Here is a 17,990-nt window from a genome sequence, read left to right as displayed (position 1 = left end):
GTACGTGGTGTTGTAAGCGAGCGGTCGTCAGTTCAATCCTGACAGGGGGCTCCACGTTGCAGCCGCTGCGCGTCTGAGCTCAGTGGTAGAGGCCGTGCTCGGTGTTGTAAGCGAGCGGTCGTCAGTTCAATCCTGACAGGGGGCTCCACGTTGCAGCCGCTGCGCGTCTGAGCTCAGTGGTAGAGGCCGTGCTCGCGGAGATAGCGCTCGGCGCTCAGCTTTCGCGGACACGGCGGTGTGCAAGCTCGCGTGCAGCTTCATCAGCCCTCGCGCGTGCTCGCCGTCGGCAGGCATATTGCCGTCTTCGCAGTAGTCCTCCACCCAGGAACGCCGCGTCGTCATCGCTGCTCGTCCTCCAGCCGCGCGAAGATCTCACGCGCCGAGACCGACTCGTCCGGCTCGCCGCCGAGGTCGAGTAGCCAGGGCAACACCCAGAAGACGAGAATCAGCAGTCCGCCGACGGCGGCCATGACGATCAGGGTGACTGCGAGCTCTGCGGGCATTCTGGTTACCCCTTTGTGCGTTGTGGTGTGGTTGGTTGCGCCCGGCGCCGAGGAGGTCGGGTCTCGACCCGACGCCGGGGCTACATCCAGAGTCGGCTGACGGGGTGTGTCCGCGCGATGACGTAACCGGCGTCAATGCACCTCTATTCACGGCGACATTAAGGCGTCAAAGCGTTACCGTGGCGACATGGCTTCCGCACCGAACACGGCACTGCGCGCGGCCCGGAACGCGCGCCTGATGAGCCAGGACGACCTAGCGCGGGCACTACGGGAAGCCGGGTGCGCCAGCGCGACCAAACGCCTTGTGCAGCGCTGGGAATCCGGGCTCACCGCCAACCCGCGGCCGTCGCACGCGCGGGCCCTGGAGAAAGTGATGCGGCTACCGATCGAGTCGTTGGGGTTCGGTGCCGTGATGGCCGGCCGAAGTCTCACCGGCGGTGAGGACGGAACCGAGGTCGACTCCGCTATCGGTGAAGTCGCGCCCGAACAGTTCGCCGCCGCGCGGCGCCCGAGGACGCCAGGCAACTACTCGGGGATTTGGGTATCCCGCTACGAGTACTACTCGTCCGGGCGAGATGCGACGTTCACGGCTGTACACCATGTCGTGGTGTTGCAGCACGACAGCCGCCTGACTGTGCGCTCCCTGCCGAACTCCGCGCAGTCCTCCATGGAAATGGACCTGACCGTGGACGGGCACGTCGCTACGGGCACATGGCGCGAGCACACTGCCCAGGACGGCTACTACCGCGGTGCCTACTACCACGGGGCTATCCAACTGCTGATCGAGCTGACCGGCGCCCGGATGGCGGGCAAGTGGGTCGGATTCGGCAAGAGTTTCGAAATCAACTCCGGGCCGTGGGAGTTGGTGTTGCAGGACTCCTCGACATCCAAGGCCGCGATCGACGCCTACGACCGCCCGCCGGACGTGGCTTGACGGATTTCGCGTTGCCTCGGCATCGTCACACCTCGGTTTGACTCTGTCGGACCTGCATGGACCCGACGCCCGGGCACGCGGATACCTTGTCCTCGGTGAGAGCCTGCGAAGCACTTTGTGTGTCATCGTGGCGGCATGGACGATGCCGGGGCCGGGGAACGGACCGCTAGGGCACGCAAGCTGGTTCGGCTCACACAGCTACAGCTTGCGCTGAAGGCGAACGTCTCGGTGTCGCTGCTGCGTAAGGTCGAGCGACGCGCCCGGCCTGGCTCGCTCGCGTTCATCGCAGCCGTGGCAGCCGCTCTAGGCGGACCTGACCGGGCAGCTCTACAGCCCGGCGGGTGAGGATGCCAGAGCGCACGCCACCCTTCGCGAGTTGCGCCGAAAGATCGTGGCATTCGACGACGAACCGCTGAGCGCGCCGAGCACGCTGGAAGAGTTGACGGCCGCACTGCATCGGGTTCAGGAGAGCGCGGGTCGCGGGCGGGCCCTGGGAGACGCGGTCTTTTGCGGGCGGCGAGACCACGCCGACCGAGTTCGGTCGCCACTTCCTCATGGTGAAGGTCGGCAAGTAGGTGGTTCCGGCTGTCGCCGAACGTGTCCGGTCCGAATTCGGCTGAAAGCGTTGGGCGATTCTCGTCGGGATCCGGCCGAAATGACCGAGCGAAGCGGCCGACCAGTATGGCGACCGCTAGCGAACTTCCAGCAGATCTGATTACCGACCGAAGAGCATGTTTTCGGCTACGAGTCTGTTTGTAGTCTGGTGTGCGCAAACATCGCTCGCAAAGGGCCTGTTCAGGTCACAGGCAAACACCAGATGGGCCACAAACGCGACATGTCGGCATACTTCGCGCACACTGGGGGTGAACCTAGCTGTATCGGGTTCTTCATCTGCCGAAAGTTGCTGAGATGGACGAATACAACGCGTTGCTGCCGACCGATACGCGGGCTCGTACGAGCGTGGGGATGCGCCATGACTGAGCTGATCGACTTCTCCGCCGCACTCATCGATCCGCAAGCGATCAAGGACGCCGGATACGCGGGCGTCATCGGTTACTTCAGCGATTCCCGTCCGGGCGCGAATTTCGGTGCGAAGCCGCTGCGGCGGGAATACTGCGACCGATTGCGCGCCATCGGGCTCGAGATAGTGAGCAATTACCAGTACGGCAAAGGTGAGACGTCGGACTGGAAAGGCGGTTACGACGCGGGCGTGCGTCATGCGCGGATCGCGCTGGATTACCACCTCGCGGCCGGTGGGCCCCGTTTCCGTCCGCTGTATGCCCCGGTCGACTCGAATCCGTCCTTGGCGGAGTGGAATTCGCTGATCGCTCCGTTTCTACGGGGCTGGGCATCGGTGGTCGGATGGGAATGGACCGGTATGTACGGCAATGCCCGGTGTATCGACTGGGCACTCGAGGACGGTGTCGCTTGTTGGTTCTGGCAACACAACTGGTCCGGTGATTCCTCGATCAACGGCGACCATCCCGCCGCGCACCTCCATCAGATCCGCATCGACAGCGACCGGGTCGCCGGCGTCGTGGTGGATGTGAACAAAGTCCTCGCCGACGACTACGGCCAGTGGTCCAAGGCCATCTCGAATCCAGGGGGAGCCATGCAGAAGCCGGATTACGTCGAATCGGACCGAATGGGCGACTCCGCCTCCAGCAGGCACGGGGCGCGCGTCGAGAACTTCCTGCTGCACACTCAGGAAGGCAACGGAACGGCCGAGAGCCTGGCCAACTACCTGAACAATCCGGCGAATGGGGTGAGCTACCACTACACCGTGCGCGATCGCGTGGTGGTGGACGTGGTCGACACCGATCTGGCCAGTTGGTCGGTACTGGACGCGAACTCGTTCACGATCAACCTCTGCTTCGCGGGCAGCCGCGTCGCGTGGAGCCGCAACGACTGGCTGAGCATCCGCGACGACATCCGGATCGCGGCCTGGCTCGCGGTGCAGGACGCGCGCAAATACGGGTTCGACACGTATGTCATCGCGCCGCCTTATCAGCGTCGCCAGGGCATCTCCGACCACAAGTACGTCACCGAGTGTCTCGGCATCGGCACGCACACCGACGTGGGACCGAATTTCCCCTGGGACGTGTTCGCCGACGACGTGCGCGGTTTCGCCACCGGCGAGCCGACCGGGTCGGAACCGAACGCGATCGACGATTGCGCGGCCGCGAATCCATGGCTGGGCGCCCGGATCACGCAGGGTGAGATCGCGACGTCCGACGGCGCGGGCCGCTTCGCCCAGTTCGAGCACGGGTACATCTATTGGCATCCGGATACCGGTGCGCACGCCATCCCGGAGACGCTGTGGGGAAAGTTCGAGCAGTTGGGCTGGGAGGCGGGTCCGCTCGGCTACCCGATCACCGACCGTGCCGTGCTTTCCGGGCCGGACGGCCAGACGGCGGGTGAGGTGCAAGGCTTCCAGGGCGGGGCGCTCTACCGGCGGCAATCCAGCGGCAGCGTCTACTGGGTGCACGGCGCGATCCGCGACCGCTGGAACCGCGCGGGTTACGAGAACGGGCCGCTGGGCTGGCCGGCGAGCGACGAGATCCCCTGGGACACCGGTACCTATCAGGATTTCGAGCACGGCCGGATCTATTGGACACCGGTGCAGACGCTGGCGACGGTGGCGGTCGGCGGGGTGGATACTCCGCTGCGCGACGTGGGTTGATGGATCGAAGCGGAAGGTCCGACCGCGAGCCGCGGCCGGACCTCGCCGAACGCGTTCAGTCGGGGACGTTGGCGCCGTGGCCGAGGTCGCGCAGTGCCTGCTTGATCTTGGCCTGGGCCTCGTCCAGGGACTCGGGGCTCGGATTCGGGTCGGCGCCGGAGATGTCGAAATTGCCCATCGAGAAGGCGGGGAATACGTGGACGTGCAGGTGCGGCACCTCCAATCCCGCGATCAGCAGACCGGCGCGCGGGGCCTCCCAGGCCGCGCGCACGGCCTGTCCGATCTTCTGGGCGACGGCGGTCAGCCGGGCGAAGGTGTCGGCGTCCACGTCCTGCCACTGGTCGATCTCTTTGCGAGGCACCACGAGGGTGTGACCAGGGGTGACCGGGGCGATGGTGAGGAAGCCGACGAACTCGTCGTCCTCCCAGACGAAACGGCCCGGGAGCTGACCGGCGATGATCGCGCTGAAGACAGAAGCCATGTCCCGCAGCGTAGACGGGCCGGTGCGCCGGGGCGCCGGACCGGCCCGCGCTATACCGCGACGAAATGCGACAGGATGCCCTGCACCTCGTAGATGTCCACCTGCCGGTTGAACCGCTTCAGCAGCGGTTCGGCGGTGCCCGCGATCCAGATGGCCAGCTCGGCGTCCAGATCGAAGGTGCCCGCGGTCTCCACCGAGAAATGGGTGATCGCGCGATACGGCACGCTGTGGTAGCTCACCTTGCGGCCGGTGACGCCCTGCTTGTCGATGAGGATCAGGCGGCGGTTGGTGAACAGCATCGCGTCCCGAACCAGCAGGTAGGCGGCATAGACCTGTTCACCGCTGCCGAGGAGCTTGCCGTACTCCTGTTGCGCCTGCGCGGGATCGATCCGGCCGGCGTTGCCCATCAGTCCGTCGATCAGACCCATTCTCAGCACTTCCTTCGGGTGCTCCGGTGGCAGGAGCGGTCAGGCCCCACATCCGTTGTCCCTATTCATCATCCCCTTCGCGCGCACCGGCAGCGGCGAAGACGGCGAACGGCTCGTTTAGGCTGTCTGCCGTGCGTGTACTCGTCATCGGTTCCGGAGCCCGTGAACATGCCCTCGTCCTGGCCCTGCGCCGGGACCCCGCGGTGACCGCGCTCTTCGCCGCCCCCGGCAACGCGGGCATCGCCCAGCACGCGCAGGTCCGCCCGGTCGACCCCTGCGCCGCAGAGGACGTCGTCTCGCTGGCCACCGAAGTGGACGCCGACCTGGTGGTGATCGGTCCCGAGGTCCCGCTGGTGCTCGGCGTCGCCGACGCGTTGCGCGTCGCGGGCATCCCGTGCTTCGGCCCGTCGGCCGCGGCCGCCCGGATCGAGGGCTCCAAGGCGTTCGCCAAGGATGTGATGTCCGCGGCGGGCGTGCGCACCGCGCACAGCGAGGTGGTGGACAACCCGGCCGAGCTGGACGACGCGCTCGACCGCTTCGGTCCCACCTGGGTGGTGAAGGACGACGGACTCGCCGCGGGCAAGGGGGTGGTGGTGACCGCCGACCGCTCCGCCGCGCGCGAGCACGGGGCCGAACTGCTCGAGCAGGGCCACCCGGTGCTGCTGGAATCGTTCCTGGACGGACCGGAAGTCTCGCTGTTCTGCCTGGTCGACGGCGAGACGGTGGTCCCGCTACTGCCCGCGCAGGACCACAAGCGCGTCGGTGACGGGGACACCGGGCCCAACACCGGCGGCATGGGCGCTTACACGCCGCTGCCCTGGCTGCCCGAATCGGCCGTCACCGCCATCGTCGAGGACGTGGTGAAACCCGTTGCGGCCGAATTGGTGCGGCGTGGCAGCGGGTTCTCCGGCCTGCTCTACGCCGGGCTGGCTATCGGCGCGGCCGGTCCCGCCGTCATCGAATTCAACTGCCGCTTCGGCGATCCCGAGACGCAGGCGGTGCTCGCGCTGCTGGACAGCCCGCTCGGCGAGCTGCTGTACGCCACCGCCACCGGCACGCTGGCGCAGGTTGCCCCGCCGCGCTGGCGCGACGGCTCGGCGATCACCGTGGTGCTCGCCGCGGAGAACTACCCGGGCCGCCCGCGCCTCGGCGACGCGATCTCGGGGGCCGGCGAGGGCGCGTTCGACGAGAACGCGACGGTGCTGCACGCGGGCACCACGCAGCGCGAGGACGGCGCTCTGATCTCCGCGGGCGGACGGGTGCTGAACGTGGTCGGCGTCGGCGCCGACCTGGCCGAGGCCCGCACCCGCGCCTACGACCGGATCGCCGCCATCAAACTGCCGGGCAGCCACTACCGCACGGACATCGGTTTGGCCGCCGTCGAAGGTCGCATCGAGGTCTGAACCTGCGGCTCGGCGTAATACGCGCTGACGGTGGGATCGCTGACCTGCGCTCGGTCGGCAACCAGTTCGACAGCGCGGGCGCGATCCGCTGCGGCCATGTGACCGAACCCGTTGCCGACCGTCCTCGGCTACCACTCGCGGGCCGATCCTCGCGTACGTGGAGTCGTTCCGATGCCGCCGAGCAGACGCGTGCGTTCCTCAGCCGAACGTGAGCCCGCGCACCGCCAGCCACTGCTGCGGGTCCACGTGCTGCCCGCCGACGATCACCTCGAAGTGCAGGTGCGGGCCGGTGGAGTCGCCGCGGTTGCCCATGCGGGCGATCTGCATTCCCGCGGGCACCCGCTCGCCGACCGAGACGAAGAAGTCGTACATGTGCCCGTAGACGGTGATGCTGCCGTCGTCGTGGCGGATGCGCACCCACAGCCCGAAGCCCTGCGCCGGTCCCGCGTCGACGACCGTGCCGTCGGCGACCGCGTAGATCGGGGTGCCGATCGGGCCCGCGATGTCGATACCGGCGTGGAAGGTGCCCCAGCGCGACCCGAAGCCCGAGGTGAAGACGCCGTGCGCGGGCAGCGCGAAGCCCCGGCCGCTCGGCGGCATCGCCCCCGGCTGCACCGGCGCGGTCGCGGTCATCCACGGCTGACGCTCACCGGCGACGGCGGCGGCCGCCTCGGCCTTCGCGCGTTCCAGCGTCGCGCGCGCGGCGGCCGCGACCACCGCCTGTTCGCGCAGCCGCTCACCATTGGCGATCGCGTTCAGCAGCCGCGTCACCGACGGTGGGGTGCTCTGCATCTGCGGCGGATACGCCACGGCCACGCGCTGGCCGCGATCCGGCGCGGGAGTGCGATCGGTGACCGTCCGGGCGAACGACGTGTCGCCCGCGGCGAAAACCGCCGTCGCGACGAGCCCGGCCAGCAGCACCTGGTGCTTGCGCGCCAGTGCGAGCAACTCCTCGCCGGTGGGTTTGCGCCGCCACAGGTCGCGCGGGTCCGGTTTGCGCTCCCACCAGGCTCGCAGGTGGCGGCGGCGGGCCCACAGGGCGCGGGGATCGAGCTTGCCGCCACCCCCGATGAGCCGCCTGCCGGATCGTCGCGGCGAGCGCGCGCGCCAATCGCGCGGAATGACGCCGACACCGGCCACTCCGCGCACTCGGTCGAGCCCGCCTCGTCGAGACTTATCGAGCATCAGGGGAGACCATAACCGCGGCCGCGCGGTAATAGGTGCTCTACCGTCTGTCGAGTGTCCAGAGAATCTCGCCGGTCGACCATTCCACCTTTCTACGTGATGGATGTCTGGAAAGCCGCCGCGGAACGCGCCCGGACCCACGGTGATGTGCTCGTGCTCGCCGCCGGGCAGCCGTCGACGCCCGCGCCCGCGCCGGTCCTGCGCGCGACCGAACTGGCCATTCGGTCCGAATTGCTCGGTTACACCGAGACGTTCGGCATCCTGGCGATCCGGGAGGCGATCGCCGAACACCATCGAGACACCTATGGTTACCGGGTCGATCCGGACGACGTGGTGGTGACGACCGGCTCGTCCGGCGCGTTCTCGCTGATCTTCCTCGCCGCGTTCGACCCGGGCGACACCGTCGTGGTCGCGCGTCCCGGTTATCCGGCCTATCGCAACACCCTCGCCGCGCTCGGCTGCCGGGTGCTCGAACTCGACTGCGGCGCGCAGACCAGATTCCAGCCCACCGTCGCCATGCTCGAGGCGCTCCCGGAGCCGCCCGCCGGTCTCGTGGTGGCCAGCCCCGCCAACCCCACCGGCACCATGATCGCCCCCGCCGAACTCGCCGCCCTGGCCCGCTGGTGCGAGGAGCACGGCACCCTGCTGATCTCCGACGAGATCTACCACGGCATCACCTACGACAGCGTGGGCGCCGACAACGCGACCTCGTCGGCCTGGGAGACCTCGCGGGAAGCGGTGGTGATCGGCTCGGTGTCCAAATACTTCTCCATGACCGGCTGGCGGCTGGGCTGGATGCTGGCCCCGAGCGGGCTGCGCCCCGCGTTGCAGCGGCTGGCCTCGAACCTGACCGTGTGCCCGCCCGCGATCTCCCAGTACGCGGCGCTGCACGCCTTCGGCGCCGAGGCCAAGGAGGAACTCGACGGGCACGTGCGGCGGTACGCGGTGAACCGGCGGTTGCTGCTGGACGGGCTGCCGAAACTGGGCATCACCGACCTCGCCCCCGCCGACGGCGCCTTCTACGCCTACGCCGACATCGGTCACCTCACCGACGACTCCCGCGCCTGGTGCGCCGACGTGCTGAACCACACGGGCGTCGCGCTCGCGCCGGGGGTGGATTTCGACACCGTCAACGGACACCGCACGGTACGTTTCTCGTTCGCCGGAGCCACCGCCGACATCGAGGCGGCGCTGCTGCGTCTAGGGCACTATCTAGGTGGGTGATGCCCTGCCCGGCAAGAACTTTCCGCAGTTCGGCACCCTGGCCGCGCGGATGCGGTAAAACAACCTTGGTTGCTTTTCCTCGCTGATTTCCCCTGGAAGAACTGATGACGACTGGCACGATGGCACGGTGATCACCGCGACGACCCCGAAAGGCGAACGGCGTCGCCAGGCTTTGATAGCCGCCGCCGCCGAACTCCTGCTCGAAGGCGGGTTCGAGGCGGTGCGGCACCGTTCGGTTGCGACGCGCGCTGATCTGCCCCTGGCGTCGACCACCTACTACTTCGAATCCCTGGACGACCTCATCGCCCGGGCGGTCGAGTTCAGCGGCAATGCCGAGCTGGACGCGATGCGCAGGCGGGTCGGCGAGGTCAGCCACCGCCGCCGCGGCGCCGAGGCCACCGTCGACCTGGTGCTCGACCTGCTGGTGGGCAGCGACGGCCCCGACGAGGGCGCGCGCGGGCAGCTGATCGCCCGCTACGAGCGTTCGGTCGCCTCGGCGCGGCACCCGGAGCTGCGCGAAGTCCAGCTCCGGTTGCGTGCTCAGCTGGACGAGCTGCTGGCCGACGTGCTGCGCCGCTCCGACCGGATGGTGCGGCCGGAACAACTGCGCAGGCTGGTCGCGGTGGTGGACGGCGCGGTCGTCGCCGCGCTCACCGAGATCGACCCCGAACCGCGGCGGATGGCCCGCGGCGCGCTGCTGGAAGTCATCGACATCGTCGCGCCTCCGGCGCGGGCGGCCACCCCCGAACCGGCGGCCTACGCGAGCGCGGACGGCCCCGTGCGCGCGACGCCCCAGCAAGTGGATCGTTACCGCGCACTAGACTGACCGGACGTGAGCATCGTCCCCAATGTCCTCGCCACCCGTTACGCCAGCCCGGAGCTGGTGCACCTGTGGTCCCCGGAGCACAAGATCGTCCTCGAGCGGCGGCTGTGGCTGGAGGTGCTGCGGGCACAGGCGGAGCTGGGCGTCGACGTACCCGACGGGGTCATCGCGGACTACGAGCGGGTGCTCGACGAGGTCGACCTCGCCTCCATCGCCGAACGTGAGCGGGTCACCCGGCACGACGTGAAGGCGCGCATCGAGGAATTCAACGCGCTGGCCGGGCACGAGCACGTGCACAAGGGCATGACCAGCCGCGACCTCACCGAGAACGTGGAGCAGTTGCAGATCCGGCTCTCGCTCGAGCACGTGCACGCCCACGGCGTCGCGATCGCCGCGCGACTGGCCGAGCGCGCCGCCGAATACCAGGCGCTGGTGATGGCGGGCCGTTCGCACAACGTCGCCGCGCAGGCCACCACGCTGGGCAAGCGGTTCGCCTCCGCCGCCGACGAATTGCTGATCGCGCTGACCAGGCTGCGCGAGCTGATCGACCGTTACCCGCTGCGCGGGATCAAGGGCCCGATGGGCACCGCGCAGGACATGCTCGACCTGCTCGGCGGCGACCCGGCCAAGCTCGCCCGGCTGGAGCAGCAGGTGGCCCGGCACCTGGGTTTCGCGACCGTGTTCACCAGCGTCGGCCAGGTCTACCCGCGCTCGCTGGATCACGACGTGCTCTCCGCGCTGGTGCAGGTGGGCGCGGGCCCGTCCTCGTTCGCGCACACCATCCGGCTGATGGCCGGGCACGAGCTCGTCACCGAGGGTTTCCAGCCCGGGCAGGTGGGCAGCTCGGCGATGCCGCACAAGATGAACACCCGCTCCTGCGAACGCGTCAACGGCTTGCAGGTGGTGCTGCGCGGTTACGCCTCGATGGCGGCCGAGCTGGCCGGCGCGCAGTGGAACGAGGGCGACGTGTTCTGCTCGGTGGTCCGCCGTGTCGCACTGCCGGACGCGTTCTTCGCCATCGACGGCATGATGGAAACCTTCCTCACCGTGCTGGCCGAGTTCGGCGCCTACCCCGCGGTGGTCGCCCGCGAACTGGACCGTTACCTGCCCTTCCTGGCCACCACCCGCATGCTCATGGCCGCCGTCCGCGCCGGTGTCGGTCGCGAAACCGCGCACGAGGTCATCAAGGAGCACGCCGTAGCGGTCGCCCTGGCCATGCGCGAGCAGGGCCGCGAACCCGACCTGCTGGACCGCCTCGCCGCCGACCCGCGCTTCCCCCTCGATCGCCCCGCCCTCGACGCGGCGCTGTCCGACAAGTCCGCCTTCGTCGGCGCGGCCGAAGCGCAGGTCGCCGACGTCGTCGGGCAAGTGCAGAAACTGGTCGACCGGCACCCGGACGCGGCGCGCTATTCGCCGTCACCGATTCTGTAGCGGGACTACGCCTTTCGCGACGCATCGTCGAGGTCGACAACTACTCCGGATAGCGCGAAACCCGACTGCTCACCGTCCGGAGAGGAGCCGGGTCCACTTCTCCCAGCTACTGCCAGGAGCTGATTCGACAGTACCGCACCTGTTGTGTTCGAGCTATGCGATTGCGTAGCACGAACACCACAGATGACCGCATAGGCTGCGGGTCGTGAATCCCTACACGATTTTCGCCGATATCGTTGCCGGGCGGGCGCCGTCGAGCAAGGTCTACGAGGACGACGATGTGGTGGCGTTCATGGACATTCGGCCGATGACCCCCGGGCATCTGCTGGTGGTGCCGAAGGTGGCGGCGCGCAGTCTGGCGGAGCTCGATCCGGTGGTCGGGGGAAAGCTGTTCCAGGTGGGGCAGCGGCTCGCGGCGGCGATGCGGGCAAGTGAGGTGGCGTGCGACGGGGTCAATTTCTTTCTGGCGGACGGGGTGACGGCGGGGCAGGAGGTCTTCCATGTGCATCTGCACGTCATCCCGCGCACCCCGGGGGACGGGTTCGGGTTGCGTGGTCGCCCGACCAGTCCGCGGCGGGAGGATCTGGATTATCTCGCCGCCTCGATCCGGGGTGCGCTGGGGAACTGAGTCCGCCGGCTCGGTCTCCGCCCATCCTGCGGGACGGGGTCAGTCGCGCACCAATTCGGCTGCCGTCCAGTTCGGATAGTCGCTGTAGCCCTCGGCGGTGCGGCCGTAGAGCAATTCCTCGCGAATGGGAGCCAGGGGCAGGTCGTAGCGGATGCGGTGCACGAGATCGGGATTGGAGATGAACGATCTGCCGAACGAGACCAAGTCGGCGAGACCGGCGCGCAGCACCTGTTCGGCGCCCGCCGCCGTGGTCGGTTCGCGGTTCTCGCCGATGTTCGCGACGAGCGTGCCGTGCCAGCGCGGCCGCAGGTCACGCAGCGCGGGGTAGCGGTCGTCGTCGGTGAGGTGCAGGTACGCCAGGCCGCGCCGGTCGAGTTCGGCGACGAGTGCGCGGTAGAGCGGGCCCGGGTCGGCCTCGGACATGTTGAACTGCGGATTGCCCGGCGAGAGCCGGATGGCGGTGCGTTCCGCGCCGATCGCCCCGGTCACCGCGTCCACCACCGCGAGGGGCAGCCGCATGCGGTTGACGATCGAACCGCCGTATTCGTCGTCGCGCAGGTTGGTGTTGTCGGCCAGGAACTGGTGCAACAAATAGCTGTTCGCGCCGTGGATCTCGACACCGTCGAAGCCCGCGTCCATCGCGTTGCGCGCGGCGACGGCGTAGTGCTCCACGGCCGCCGCGATACCGGCGCGATCGAGGGCGGCCGGCGTGATCGGATCGGCCTTGCCGCCGTCGATCAGGTGCACCCGGTCGTCGTCCAGCACCGCCGACGGTCCGGCGGGCCAGGACCCATCGATCCGGGCGAGCGGGTGGCCCTTGCGTCCCCCGTGCATCAGTTGCGCGAAGATCCGGCCGCCGCGCGTGTGTACCGCCTCGGTGACCCGGCGCCACGCCGCGACGTGCGCGGGGGTCTGCAAGCCGGGCACCCAGGCTTCGCTCTGGCCGGTCGAATGCGGCCAGATGCCCTCGGTGACGATGAGCCCGGCCGTCGCGCGCTGGGCGTAGTAGTCGGCGACATCGCCGGTCGGCGAGCCGTCGGGCAGCGAGCGCAGCCGGGTCATCGGCGACATGACGATCCGGTTGGGCAGGTCGAGCGGATGGTTGCGGTATTCGGTCAACAGCAGCATGGCTGTACCGTAAAACCTGACATTGATGTTAGGTCAAGGAGCGAAAGTGCGGATCGGTGAACTGGCCGAGCGGACCGGCGTGAGCGTCCGGTCGCTGCGGTACTACGAGACCAGAGGTCTGCTGGCCTCGCACAGGACCTCCGGTGGGCAGCGGGAGTATCCGGAGGCGGCGGTCGACCGGGTGCGGCGCATCCAGGAGATGTTCGCCGCGGGCCTGCACAGCGACACCATCGGCGAACTGCTGCCGTGTATCCACGACGTCGACGGCACACCCAATGCCACGGCGACGCCGTTCCTGGTGGAGAAGCTCACCGAGGAACGCGCCAGAATCGATCAGGCGATGCGCGATCTGCGCCGGACGAGCGACGTGCTCGACGGCATCATCCGTGCGGCGGGTGGCGAGGCCTCCGGACAGTAGGGTGGACGCCATGGCTCTCGACAGCGGAACGATCTCCGAACCCGGTAGCGGCGCGGTGGCGCCGCCGGTCGCCGAGACGGTGCCCACCCGGCGGGTGCACCACGGCGACGTGTTCGTCGACGAGTACGAGTGGCTGCGGGACAAGGAGAATCCCGACGTCATCGCCTATCTGGAGGCGGAGAACGCCTACACCGAGGCGCAGACCGAGCACCTGAGCACGTTGCGCGAGACGATCTTCGACGAGATCAAGGCGCGCACCCAGGAGACCGACCTCTCGGTGCCGACCCGGCTGGGCGAGTACTGGTACTACTCGCGCAGCTTCGAGGGCAAGCAGTACGGCGTGCACTGCCGGTGCCCGATCGCCGCGGGCGCTCGAGGCATCGACGAGTGGACTCCGCCCCAGCTGAGCGCGGAGACCGAGGTCCCGGGCGAAGAGGTGCTGCTCGACAGCAACGAGCTGGCCGAAGGGTACGACTTCTTCGCCCTCGGCGCGTTCTCGATCAGCCATGACGGCACGCTGCTCGCCTACTCGGTGGACAACGTGGGTGACGAGCGGTACGTGCTTCGCTTCAAGGATCTGCGCACCGGCGAGTTGCTCGGCGACGAGATCGCGGGCACCGCACCGGGCGCGACCTGGTCGCTGGACGGCAGCCACGTCTTCTATCAGACCGTCGACGAGTCCTGGCGGCCCGACACGGTGTGGCGGCACCGGCTCGGCAGCACCGATCCGGACGTCAAGGTGTTCCACGAGCCCGACGAGCGCTACTGGGTGAGCATCGGCGCCAGCCGCTCGGAGAAGTACCTGATGATCTGGGTCGGTTCCAAGATCACCAGCGAAGGCTGGGTGCTGGAGTCCGATGATCCCGAGGGCGAGTTCCGCGTGCTGCTGCCGCGCCGCGAGGGTGTCGAGTACTCCGCCGAGCACGCGGTGATCGGCGGCGAAGACCGCTTCCTGATCCTGCACAACGACGTGGTGGACGGCGTCAAGGCGGAGAACTTCGTGCTGGCCGAGGCGCCGGTGGAGGACCCGTCGAATCTGACGCCACTGATCGGGCATCGCGAGGACGTGCGGCTCGAGGACATCGACGCGTTCCGCGACCACCTGGTGCTCAGCTACCGGCGCGAGGCGCTCACCCGGATCGCGGTGTGGCCGCTGACCGCCGAGGGTTACGGCGAGCGCCGCGAACTCGACATCGATCTGGAACTCTTCGCGGTCGGCGTCGGCGCCAACCCGGAGTGGGCCCAGCCGACCCTGCGCATCGGACTGACCTCGTTCATCACGCCGATGCAGGTGTTCGACTACGTCCCGGCCACCGGCGAGCTGCTGTTGCGCAAGGAACAGCCCGTGCTCGGCGGCTACGACGCGAACGACTACGAACAGCACCGGCAGTGGGCGGTCGCCGAGGACGGCACCCGGATTCCGATCTCGCTGGTGCGGAAGAAGACCACCGCGGCCGACGAGCCCAAACCGTTGCTGCTCTACGGCTACGGCTCCTACGAGGCGAGCATCGACCCGTCGTTCTCGGTCGCCCGCCTGTCGCTGCTGGATCGCGGCATGGTCTTCGCGGTCGCGCACGTGCGCGGCGGCGGCGAGATGGGCAGGCTCTGGTACGAGCACGGCAAGACGCTCACCAAGAAGAACACCTTCACCGACTTCGTGGCCTGCGCCCGGCACCTCGTCGACGCGGGAGTCACCGCCCCGGACCGGATGGTCGCCGACGGCGGCAGCGCGGGCGGCCTGCTGGTCGGCGCGGTGGCGAACCTGGCCCCCGAGCTGTTCGCGGGCATCTTGGCGAACGTGCCGTTCGTCGATCCGCTCACCTCCATCCTCGACCCGTCGCTGCCGCTCACCGTGATCGAGTGGGACGAGTGGGGCAACCCGCTGGCCGACAAGGACGTCTACGAGTACATGAAGTCCTACTCGCCGTATGAGAACGTCGAGGCCAAGGACTATCCGGCGATCCTGGCGATCACCAGCCTGAACGACACCCGCGTGCTGTACGTGGAGCCCGCGAAGTGGATCGCCAAGCTGCGCGCCACCGCCACCGGCGACGCGCCGCTGCTGCTGAAGACGGAGATGAGCGCGGGCCACGGCGGCGTCAGCGGGCGCTACGAGAAGTGGCGGGAAGTGGCCTTCGAACACGCCTGGCTGCTCGACACGGTCGGTCTCGCCGACGCGTAGCGCTCCGCCCGATCGCCGGGCGCACCGGTGGAAGCGGCGCGCCGACCGCGGGGCGAGCGGCCGACGCAGGCGTGACGGAGTGTTCGCCACCTGGTCATATAGCCTGCACGTCGCGGACACGTGCGGCTGGCACCGTGAGTTCATGAACGCTGAGCTGGTCGTATCGGTTTCCGGGATCAGGGACACCACCCGGGACACGGCGATGGGGTTTGCCGAGGAGATGGACCGGCGCGGCGTGCCGCTCTCGCTGCTGGTGGCTCCGCGGCTGAAGGGCAAATACCGGTTGCTCGACGACCCGGCGACGCAAGCCTGGCTGCGCGGCCGCCGGGCGCGCGGCGACGCCATCGTGCTGCACGGCTACGACCAAGCGGCCACCAAGCGGCGGCGCGCCGAGTTCGCCGCGCTGCCCCGGCACGAGGCGCGATTGCGGTTGACCGCCGCGGATCGCGTGCTCGAGCAGGCCGACCTGCGTACCCGGCTGTTCGCGGCCCCCCGCTGGGATGCCTCGACCGGGGCGCTGGACGCGCTGCCCGAGGTCGGTTTCCGGCTGGCGCTCGGGTTGACCTCGATCATCGACCTGGAGCGCGATATGGCGCAGAAGTCCAGGGTGTACGGCATCGGCGAAGGCTTCCGCGCCGAACCCTGGTGGTGCCGCGCCCTGGTCATGGGCGCCGCGCGCACCGCCCGTCGCGGCGGCGTGCTGCGACTGGCCGTATCCGCCGCGCAGCTGACGCGTTCCGGCCCCCGTCAAGCCGTGCTCGACGCCGTCGACCTGGCGCTGTTCCACGGTGCGGCGGGAACGACCTACCGGTGGGAGCCCTTCCCGGCCGTTCGAGCCGCATGACTGACGCCGCGGGCGCCGGCGGGTCGGCCCTCGCCCGCGGCCGGTCGGGACCGCTGTCGCGCGACCGATCGGCGCCGCCGCCCGCGAATGGCGTAGCCGGGCGGCGGCGCTGTCACGATCAGGACGGAGCGATAGTCGTCTCCGGAACGGCGGCCGTCGCGTCGTGGGTGAAGCCACCGGCCTCCTCGCGCGTGAGCGAGGTCGAGAACGGCCGCTGCCGCAGCTGTCGCGTGCAGCGCCCGAGATCGGCGATCAGCATGTCGGCCATGTCGACGGTGAAGCCGTGGCGCAGCACCGCGCGCATCACCGTCTCGTCGTTGCGGTCCGCGGGGAGCGGATAGGCCGGTATCAGCCAGCCCCGGGAGCGCAGCCGGTCGGACAGGTCGTAGAGGTTGAAGCCGGGATCGCCGGTCAGGCGCCAGCACACCGCCGTGATGCCACGCTGCGGATCGCCGTCGTGGATCAGCTCGAAGAACTCGAGGTCACGCACTGCCGCTGCCAAGTGCTGCGCCACCCGGTAGATCGCGGACTGCACCCGGGCGTAGCCGGCCCGCCCCAAGCGAATGAACTGGTAGTACTGCGTGATCGCCTGCCCGCCGGGCCGGGAGAAGTTCAGGTTGAAGGTGGCCATGCTGCCGCCGAGGTAGTCGACGTCGAAGATCAACTCCGCAGGCAGGTCATCGGCTTCGCGCCAGATCGCCCAGCCCGCGCCGAGCGGGGCCAGCCCGGTCTTGTGGCCGGAGGCGTTGATCGACTTCACCCTGGGCAGCCGGAAATCCCAGACCAGATCCGGTGCGGCGAAGGGGGCGAGGAAACCGCCACTGGCCGCGTCGACGTGGATCGGGATGTCCCAGCCCTTCTCGCGCTCGAGCGCGTCGAGCGCCGCGCTCGTCCCGGCGACGTCTTCGAACAGGCCGGTGTAGGTCTGCCCGAAGGTCGGGACGACCATCATGGTGTTCGCGTCGCAGTACTCGGCGAGGTCGTCGGGGTGCATGGTGAGCCGATCGCCGCGCAGCGGGATCTGCCGGATCTCGACGTCGAAGTACCGCGCGAATTTCTCCCAGCACACCTGGACGGGGCCACAGACGAAGTTGGGTGTCCCGGTGCCGCCACCCTTGCGCCAGCGGAACTTCGCCGCGAGCCCGCCGAGCATGGCCGCCTCGCTGGAACCGATGGTCGAGGTGCCGTGCGTGCCGGCCGGGTCGGGCGCGTGCCACAGATCGGCGACCATCCGCACGGCCCGGCGCTCCAACTCGGCCGTCTGCGGGTACTCGTCCTTGTCGACGATGTTCTTGTCCAGGCATTCGGCCATCAGTCTGCGCGCCTGGTCCTCCACCCAGGTGGTGCAGAACGTGGCCAAGTTCATCCTCGAGACGCCGTCGAGCATCAGTTCGTCGTGCACGATCTCGTACGCGACCTGCGGGAACATCTCGTGCGGGGGAAATCCGGATCGCGGCGCGGACCGGCTGAGCCCCGGCAGGGCGAACAGATCATCGGCTGCTTCGGACATGCGGGCCTCCCGGTCGACAGGGTGCGGGTGTGCCTCATCTCTCGCGGAGGATGCCCTGCGATAGCTGGCATCTTCCCTCGCTCACCTTGACACACCGCGGCCGTCCCGCGGAGGTACTTCGCCTTCTCTCCGGAGACGTCTCGCGCGCGGACACCCGCCCAGCTGTGCGAACTTCACCCGGAAGG

17 protein-coding genes are annotated in these 17,990 nt (G+C 68.9%); 11 read left to right on the top strand and 6 right to left on the bottom strand.

Annotated elements, in window-relative coordinates:
* Positions 1–338: 338 nt before the first annotated feature.
* Positions 339–503, bottom strand: a complete 165-nt coding sequence (locus ACZ6DL_RS13485; RefSeq protein WP_157106552.1) for a hypothetical protein — start codon at positions 501–503, stop codon at positions 339–341.
* A gap of 187 nt (positions 504–690) precedes the next feature.
* Here ACZ6DL_RS13485 and ACZ6DL_RS13480 point away from each other — a divergent pair, with 187 nt between their 5' ends.
* From ACZ6DL_RS13480 to ACZ6DL_RS13470, 3 genes are all read left to right on the top strand, one after another.
* Complete coding sequence (locus ACZ6DL_RS13480) at positions 691–1,437, top strand: helix-turn-helix transcriptional regulator (protein ID WP_466050960.1); 747 nt, start codon at positions 691–693, stop codon at positions 1,435–1,437.
* Between the two features lie 135 nt (positions 1,438–1,572).
* Positions 1,573–1,782 carry a helix-turn-helix domain-containing protein gene (locus ACZ6DL_RS13475; RefSeq protein WP_466050958.1) on the top strand — a complete coding sequence of 70 codons (210 nt, stop codon included), beginning with the start codon at positions 1,573–1,575 and terminating at the stop codon, positions 1,780–1,782.
* Positions 1,783–2,410: 628 nt separating this feature from the next.
* Entirely contained in the window at positions 2,411–4,120 is a 1,710-nt protein-coding gene (locus tag ACZ6DL_RS13470; RefSeq protein WP_466050956.1) for a glycoside hydrolase domain-containing protein, read from the top strand.
* 55 nt (positions 4,121–4,175) lie between these two features.
* Here the strand turns inward: ACZ6DL_RS13470 and ACZ6DL_RS13465 are convergent, their stop codons facing one another.
* Together ACZ6DL_RS13465 and ACZ6DL_RS13460 are read right to left on the bottom strand one after the other, a co-directional pair.
* Entirely contained in the window at positions 4,176–4,601 is a 426-nt protein-coding gene (locus ACZ6DL_RS13465; protein ID WP_063049284.1) for an HIT family protein, read from the bottom strand.
* A gap of 50 nt (positions 4,602–4,651) precedes the next feature.
* Positions 4,652–5,029 carry a PH domain-containing protein gene (locus ACZ6DL_RS13460; RefSeq protein ID WP_040864711.1) on the bottom strand — a complete coding sequence of 126 codons (378 nt, stop codon included), beginning with the start codon at positions 5,027–5,029 and terminating at the stop codon, positions 4,652–4,654.
* 131 nt (positions 5,030–5,160) lie between these two features.
* Here ACZ6DL_RS13460 and purD point away from each other — a divergent pair, with 131 nt between their 5' ends.
* The gene (gene purD / locus ACZ6DL_RS13455) at positions 5,161–6,432 is read left to right on the top strand and encodes a phosphoribosylamine--glycine ligase (RefSeq protein WP_466050954.1); all 1,272 of its coding nucleotides are present in this window, start codon (positions 5,161–5,163) and stop codon (positions 6,430–6,432) included.
* 198 nt (positions 6,433–6,630) lie between these two features.
* Here the strand turns inward: purD and ACZ6DL_RS13450 are convergent, their stop codons facing one another.
* Entirely contained in the window at positions 6,631–7,617 is a 987-nt protein-coding gene (locus ACZ6DL_RS13450; RefSeq protein ID WP_466050952.1) for a M23 family metallopeptidase, read from the bottom strand.
* Between the two features lie 54 nt (positions 7,618–7,671).
* On the opposite strand from ACZ6DL_RS13450, the gene ACZ6DL_RS13445 reads away from it, so the two are divergent.
* The 4 genes from ACZ6DL_RS13445 (at position 7,672) to ACZ6DL_RS13430 (ending at position 11,723) form a co-directional block, all read left to right on the top strand.
* Complete coding sequence (locus ACZ6DL_RS13445) at positions 7,672–8,841, top strand: pyridoxal phosphate-dependent aminotransferase (protein ID WP_357119668.1); 1,170 nt, start codon at positions 7,672–7,674, stop codon at positions 8,839–8,841.
* 127 nt (positions 8,842–8,968) lie between these two features.
* Complete coding sequence (locus tag ACZ6DL_RS13440; protein ID WP_245548814.1) at positions 8,969–9,667, top strand: TetR/AcrR family transcriptional regulator; 699 nt, start codon at positions 8,969–8,971, stop codon at positions 9,665–9,667.
* A gap of 6 nt (positions 9,668–9,673) precedes the next feature.
* Entirely contained in the window at positions 9,674–11,095 is a 1,422-nt protein-coding gene (gene purB / locus ACZ6DL_RS13435; protein ID WP_466050950.1) for an adenylosuccinate lyase, read from the top strand.
* A 205-nt stretch (positions 11,096–11,300) separates the two neighbouring features.
* Positions 11,301–11,723 carry an HIT family protein gene (locus tag ACZ6DL_RS13430; protein WP_466050948.1) on the top strand — a complete coding sequence of 141 codons (423 nt, stop codon included), beginning with the start codon at positions 11,301–11,303 and terminating at the stop codon, positions 11,721–11,723.
* A 39-nt stretch (positions 11,724–11,762) separates the two neighbouring features.
* On the opposite strand, the gene ACZ6DL_RS13425 is transcribed toward ACZ6DL_RS13430, so the two are convergent.
* On the bottom strand, positions 11,763–12,851 hold the full coding sequence (locus ACZ6DL_RS13425; protein ID WP_466050946.1) for an alkene reductase: 1,089 nt from the start codon (positions 12,849–12,851) through the stop codon (positions 11,763–11,765).
* Positions 12,852–12,897: 46 nt separating this feature from the next.
* Here ACZ6DL_RS13425 and ACZ6DL_RS13420 point away from each other — a divergent pair, with 46 nt between their 5' ends.
* From ACZ6DL_RS13420 to ACZ6DL_RS13410, 3 genes are all read left to right on the top strand, one after another.
* Positions 12,898–13,269 (top strand): MerR family transcriptional regulator, encoded by a 372-nt coding sequence (locus tag ACZ6DL_RS13420; protein ID WP_062968646.1) that lies wholly within the window; start codon positions 12,898–12,900, stop codon positions 13,267–13,269.
* Between the two features lie 10 nt (positions 13,270–13,279).
* The gene (locus tag ACZ6DL_RS13415) at positions 13,280–15,451 is read left to right on the top strand and encodes a S9 family peptidase (RefSeq protein ID WP_466050944.1); all 2,172 of its coding nucleotides are present in this window, start codon (positions 13,280–13,282) and stop codon (positions 15,449–15,451) included.
* A 142-nt stretch (positions 15,452–15,593) separates the two neighbouring features.
* Entirely contained in the window at positions 15,594–16,295 is a 702-nt protein-coding gene (locus ACZ6DL_RS13410) for a DUF2334 domain-containing protein (RefSeq protein ID WP_466050942.1), read from the top strand.
* A gap of 118 nt (positions 16,296–16,413) precedes the next feature.
* Here the strand turns inward: ACZ6DL_RS13410 and ACZ6DL_RS13405 are convergent, their stop codons facing one another.
* On the bottom strand, positions 16,414–17,805 hold the full coding sequence (locus ACZ6DL_RS13405; protein ID WP_466050940.1) for a glutamate decarboxylase: 1,392 nt from the start codon (positions 17,803–17,805) through the stop codon (positions 16,414–16,416).
* Positions 17,806–17,990: the final 185 nt, after the last annotated feature.

The organism is Nocardia sp. NPDC041819 (genome assembly GCF_055590505.1).
The sequence above is the reverse complement of the archived record's forward strand: the minus strand, read 5'-3'. Positions and strand labels throughout refer to the sequence as shown.

Bases quoted from the DNA above. Each gene is read 5' to 3' on its own strand.
- ACZ6DL_RS13410 (WP_466050942.1), top strand. From the start codon at position 15,594: ATGAACGCTGAGCTGGTCGTATCGGTTTCCGGGATCAGGGACACCACC.
- ACZ6DL_RS13450 (WP_466050952.1), bottom strand. From the start codon at position 7,617: ATGCTCGATAAGTCTCGACGAGGCGGGCTCGACCGAGTGCGCGGAGTG.
- ACZ6DL_RS13425 (WP_466050946.1), bottom strand. From the start codon at position 12,851: ATGCTGCTGTTGACCGAATACCGCAACCATCCGCTCGACCTGCCCAAC.
- ACZ6DL_RS13475 (WP_466050958.1), top strand. From the start codon at position 1,573: ATGGACGATGCCGGGGCCGGGGAACGGACCGCTAGGGCACGCAAGCTG.
- ACZ6DL_RS13405 (WP_466050940.1), bottom strand. From the start codon at position 17,805: ATGTCCGAAGCAGCCGATGATCTGTTCGCCCTGCCGGGGCTCAGCCGG.
- ACZ6DL_RS13470 (WP_466050956.1), top strand. From the start codon at position 2,411: ATGACTGAGCTGATCGACTTCTCCGCCGCACTCATCGATCCGCAAGCG.
- ACZ6DL_RS13415 (WP_466050944.1), top strand. From the start codon at position 13,280: ATGGCTCTCGACAGCGGAACGATCTCCGAACCCGGTAGCGGCGCGGTG.
- ACZ6DL_RS13480 (WP_466050960.1), top strand. From the start codon at position 691: ATGGCTTCCGCACCGAACACGGCACTGCGCGCGGCCCGGAACGCGCGC.
- ACZ6DL_RS13465 (WP_063049284.1), bottom strand. From the start codon at position 4,601: ATGGCTTCTGTCTTCAGCGCGATCATCGCCGGTCAGCTCCCGGGCCGT.
- ACZ6DL_RS13460 (WP_040864711.1), bottom strand. From the start codon at position 5,029: ATGGGTCTGATCGACGGACTGATGGGCAACGCCGGCCGGATCGATCCC.
- ACZ6DL_RS13485 (WP_157106552.1), bottom strand. From the start codon at position 503: ATGCCCGCAGAGCTCGCAGTCACCCTGATCGTCATGGCCGCCGTCGGC.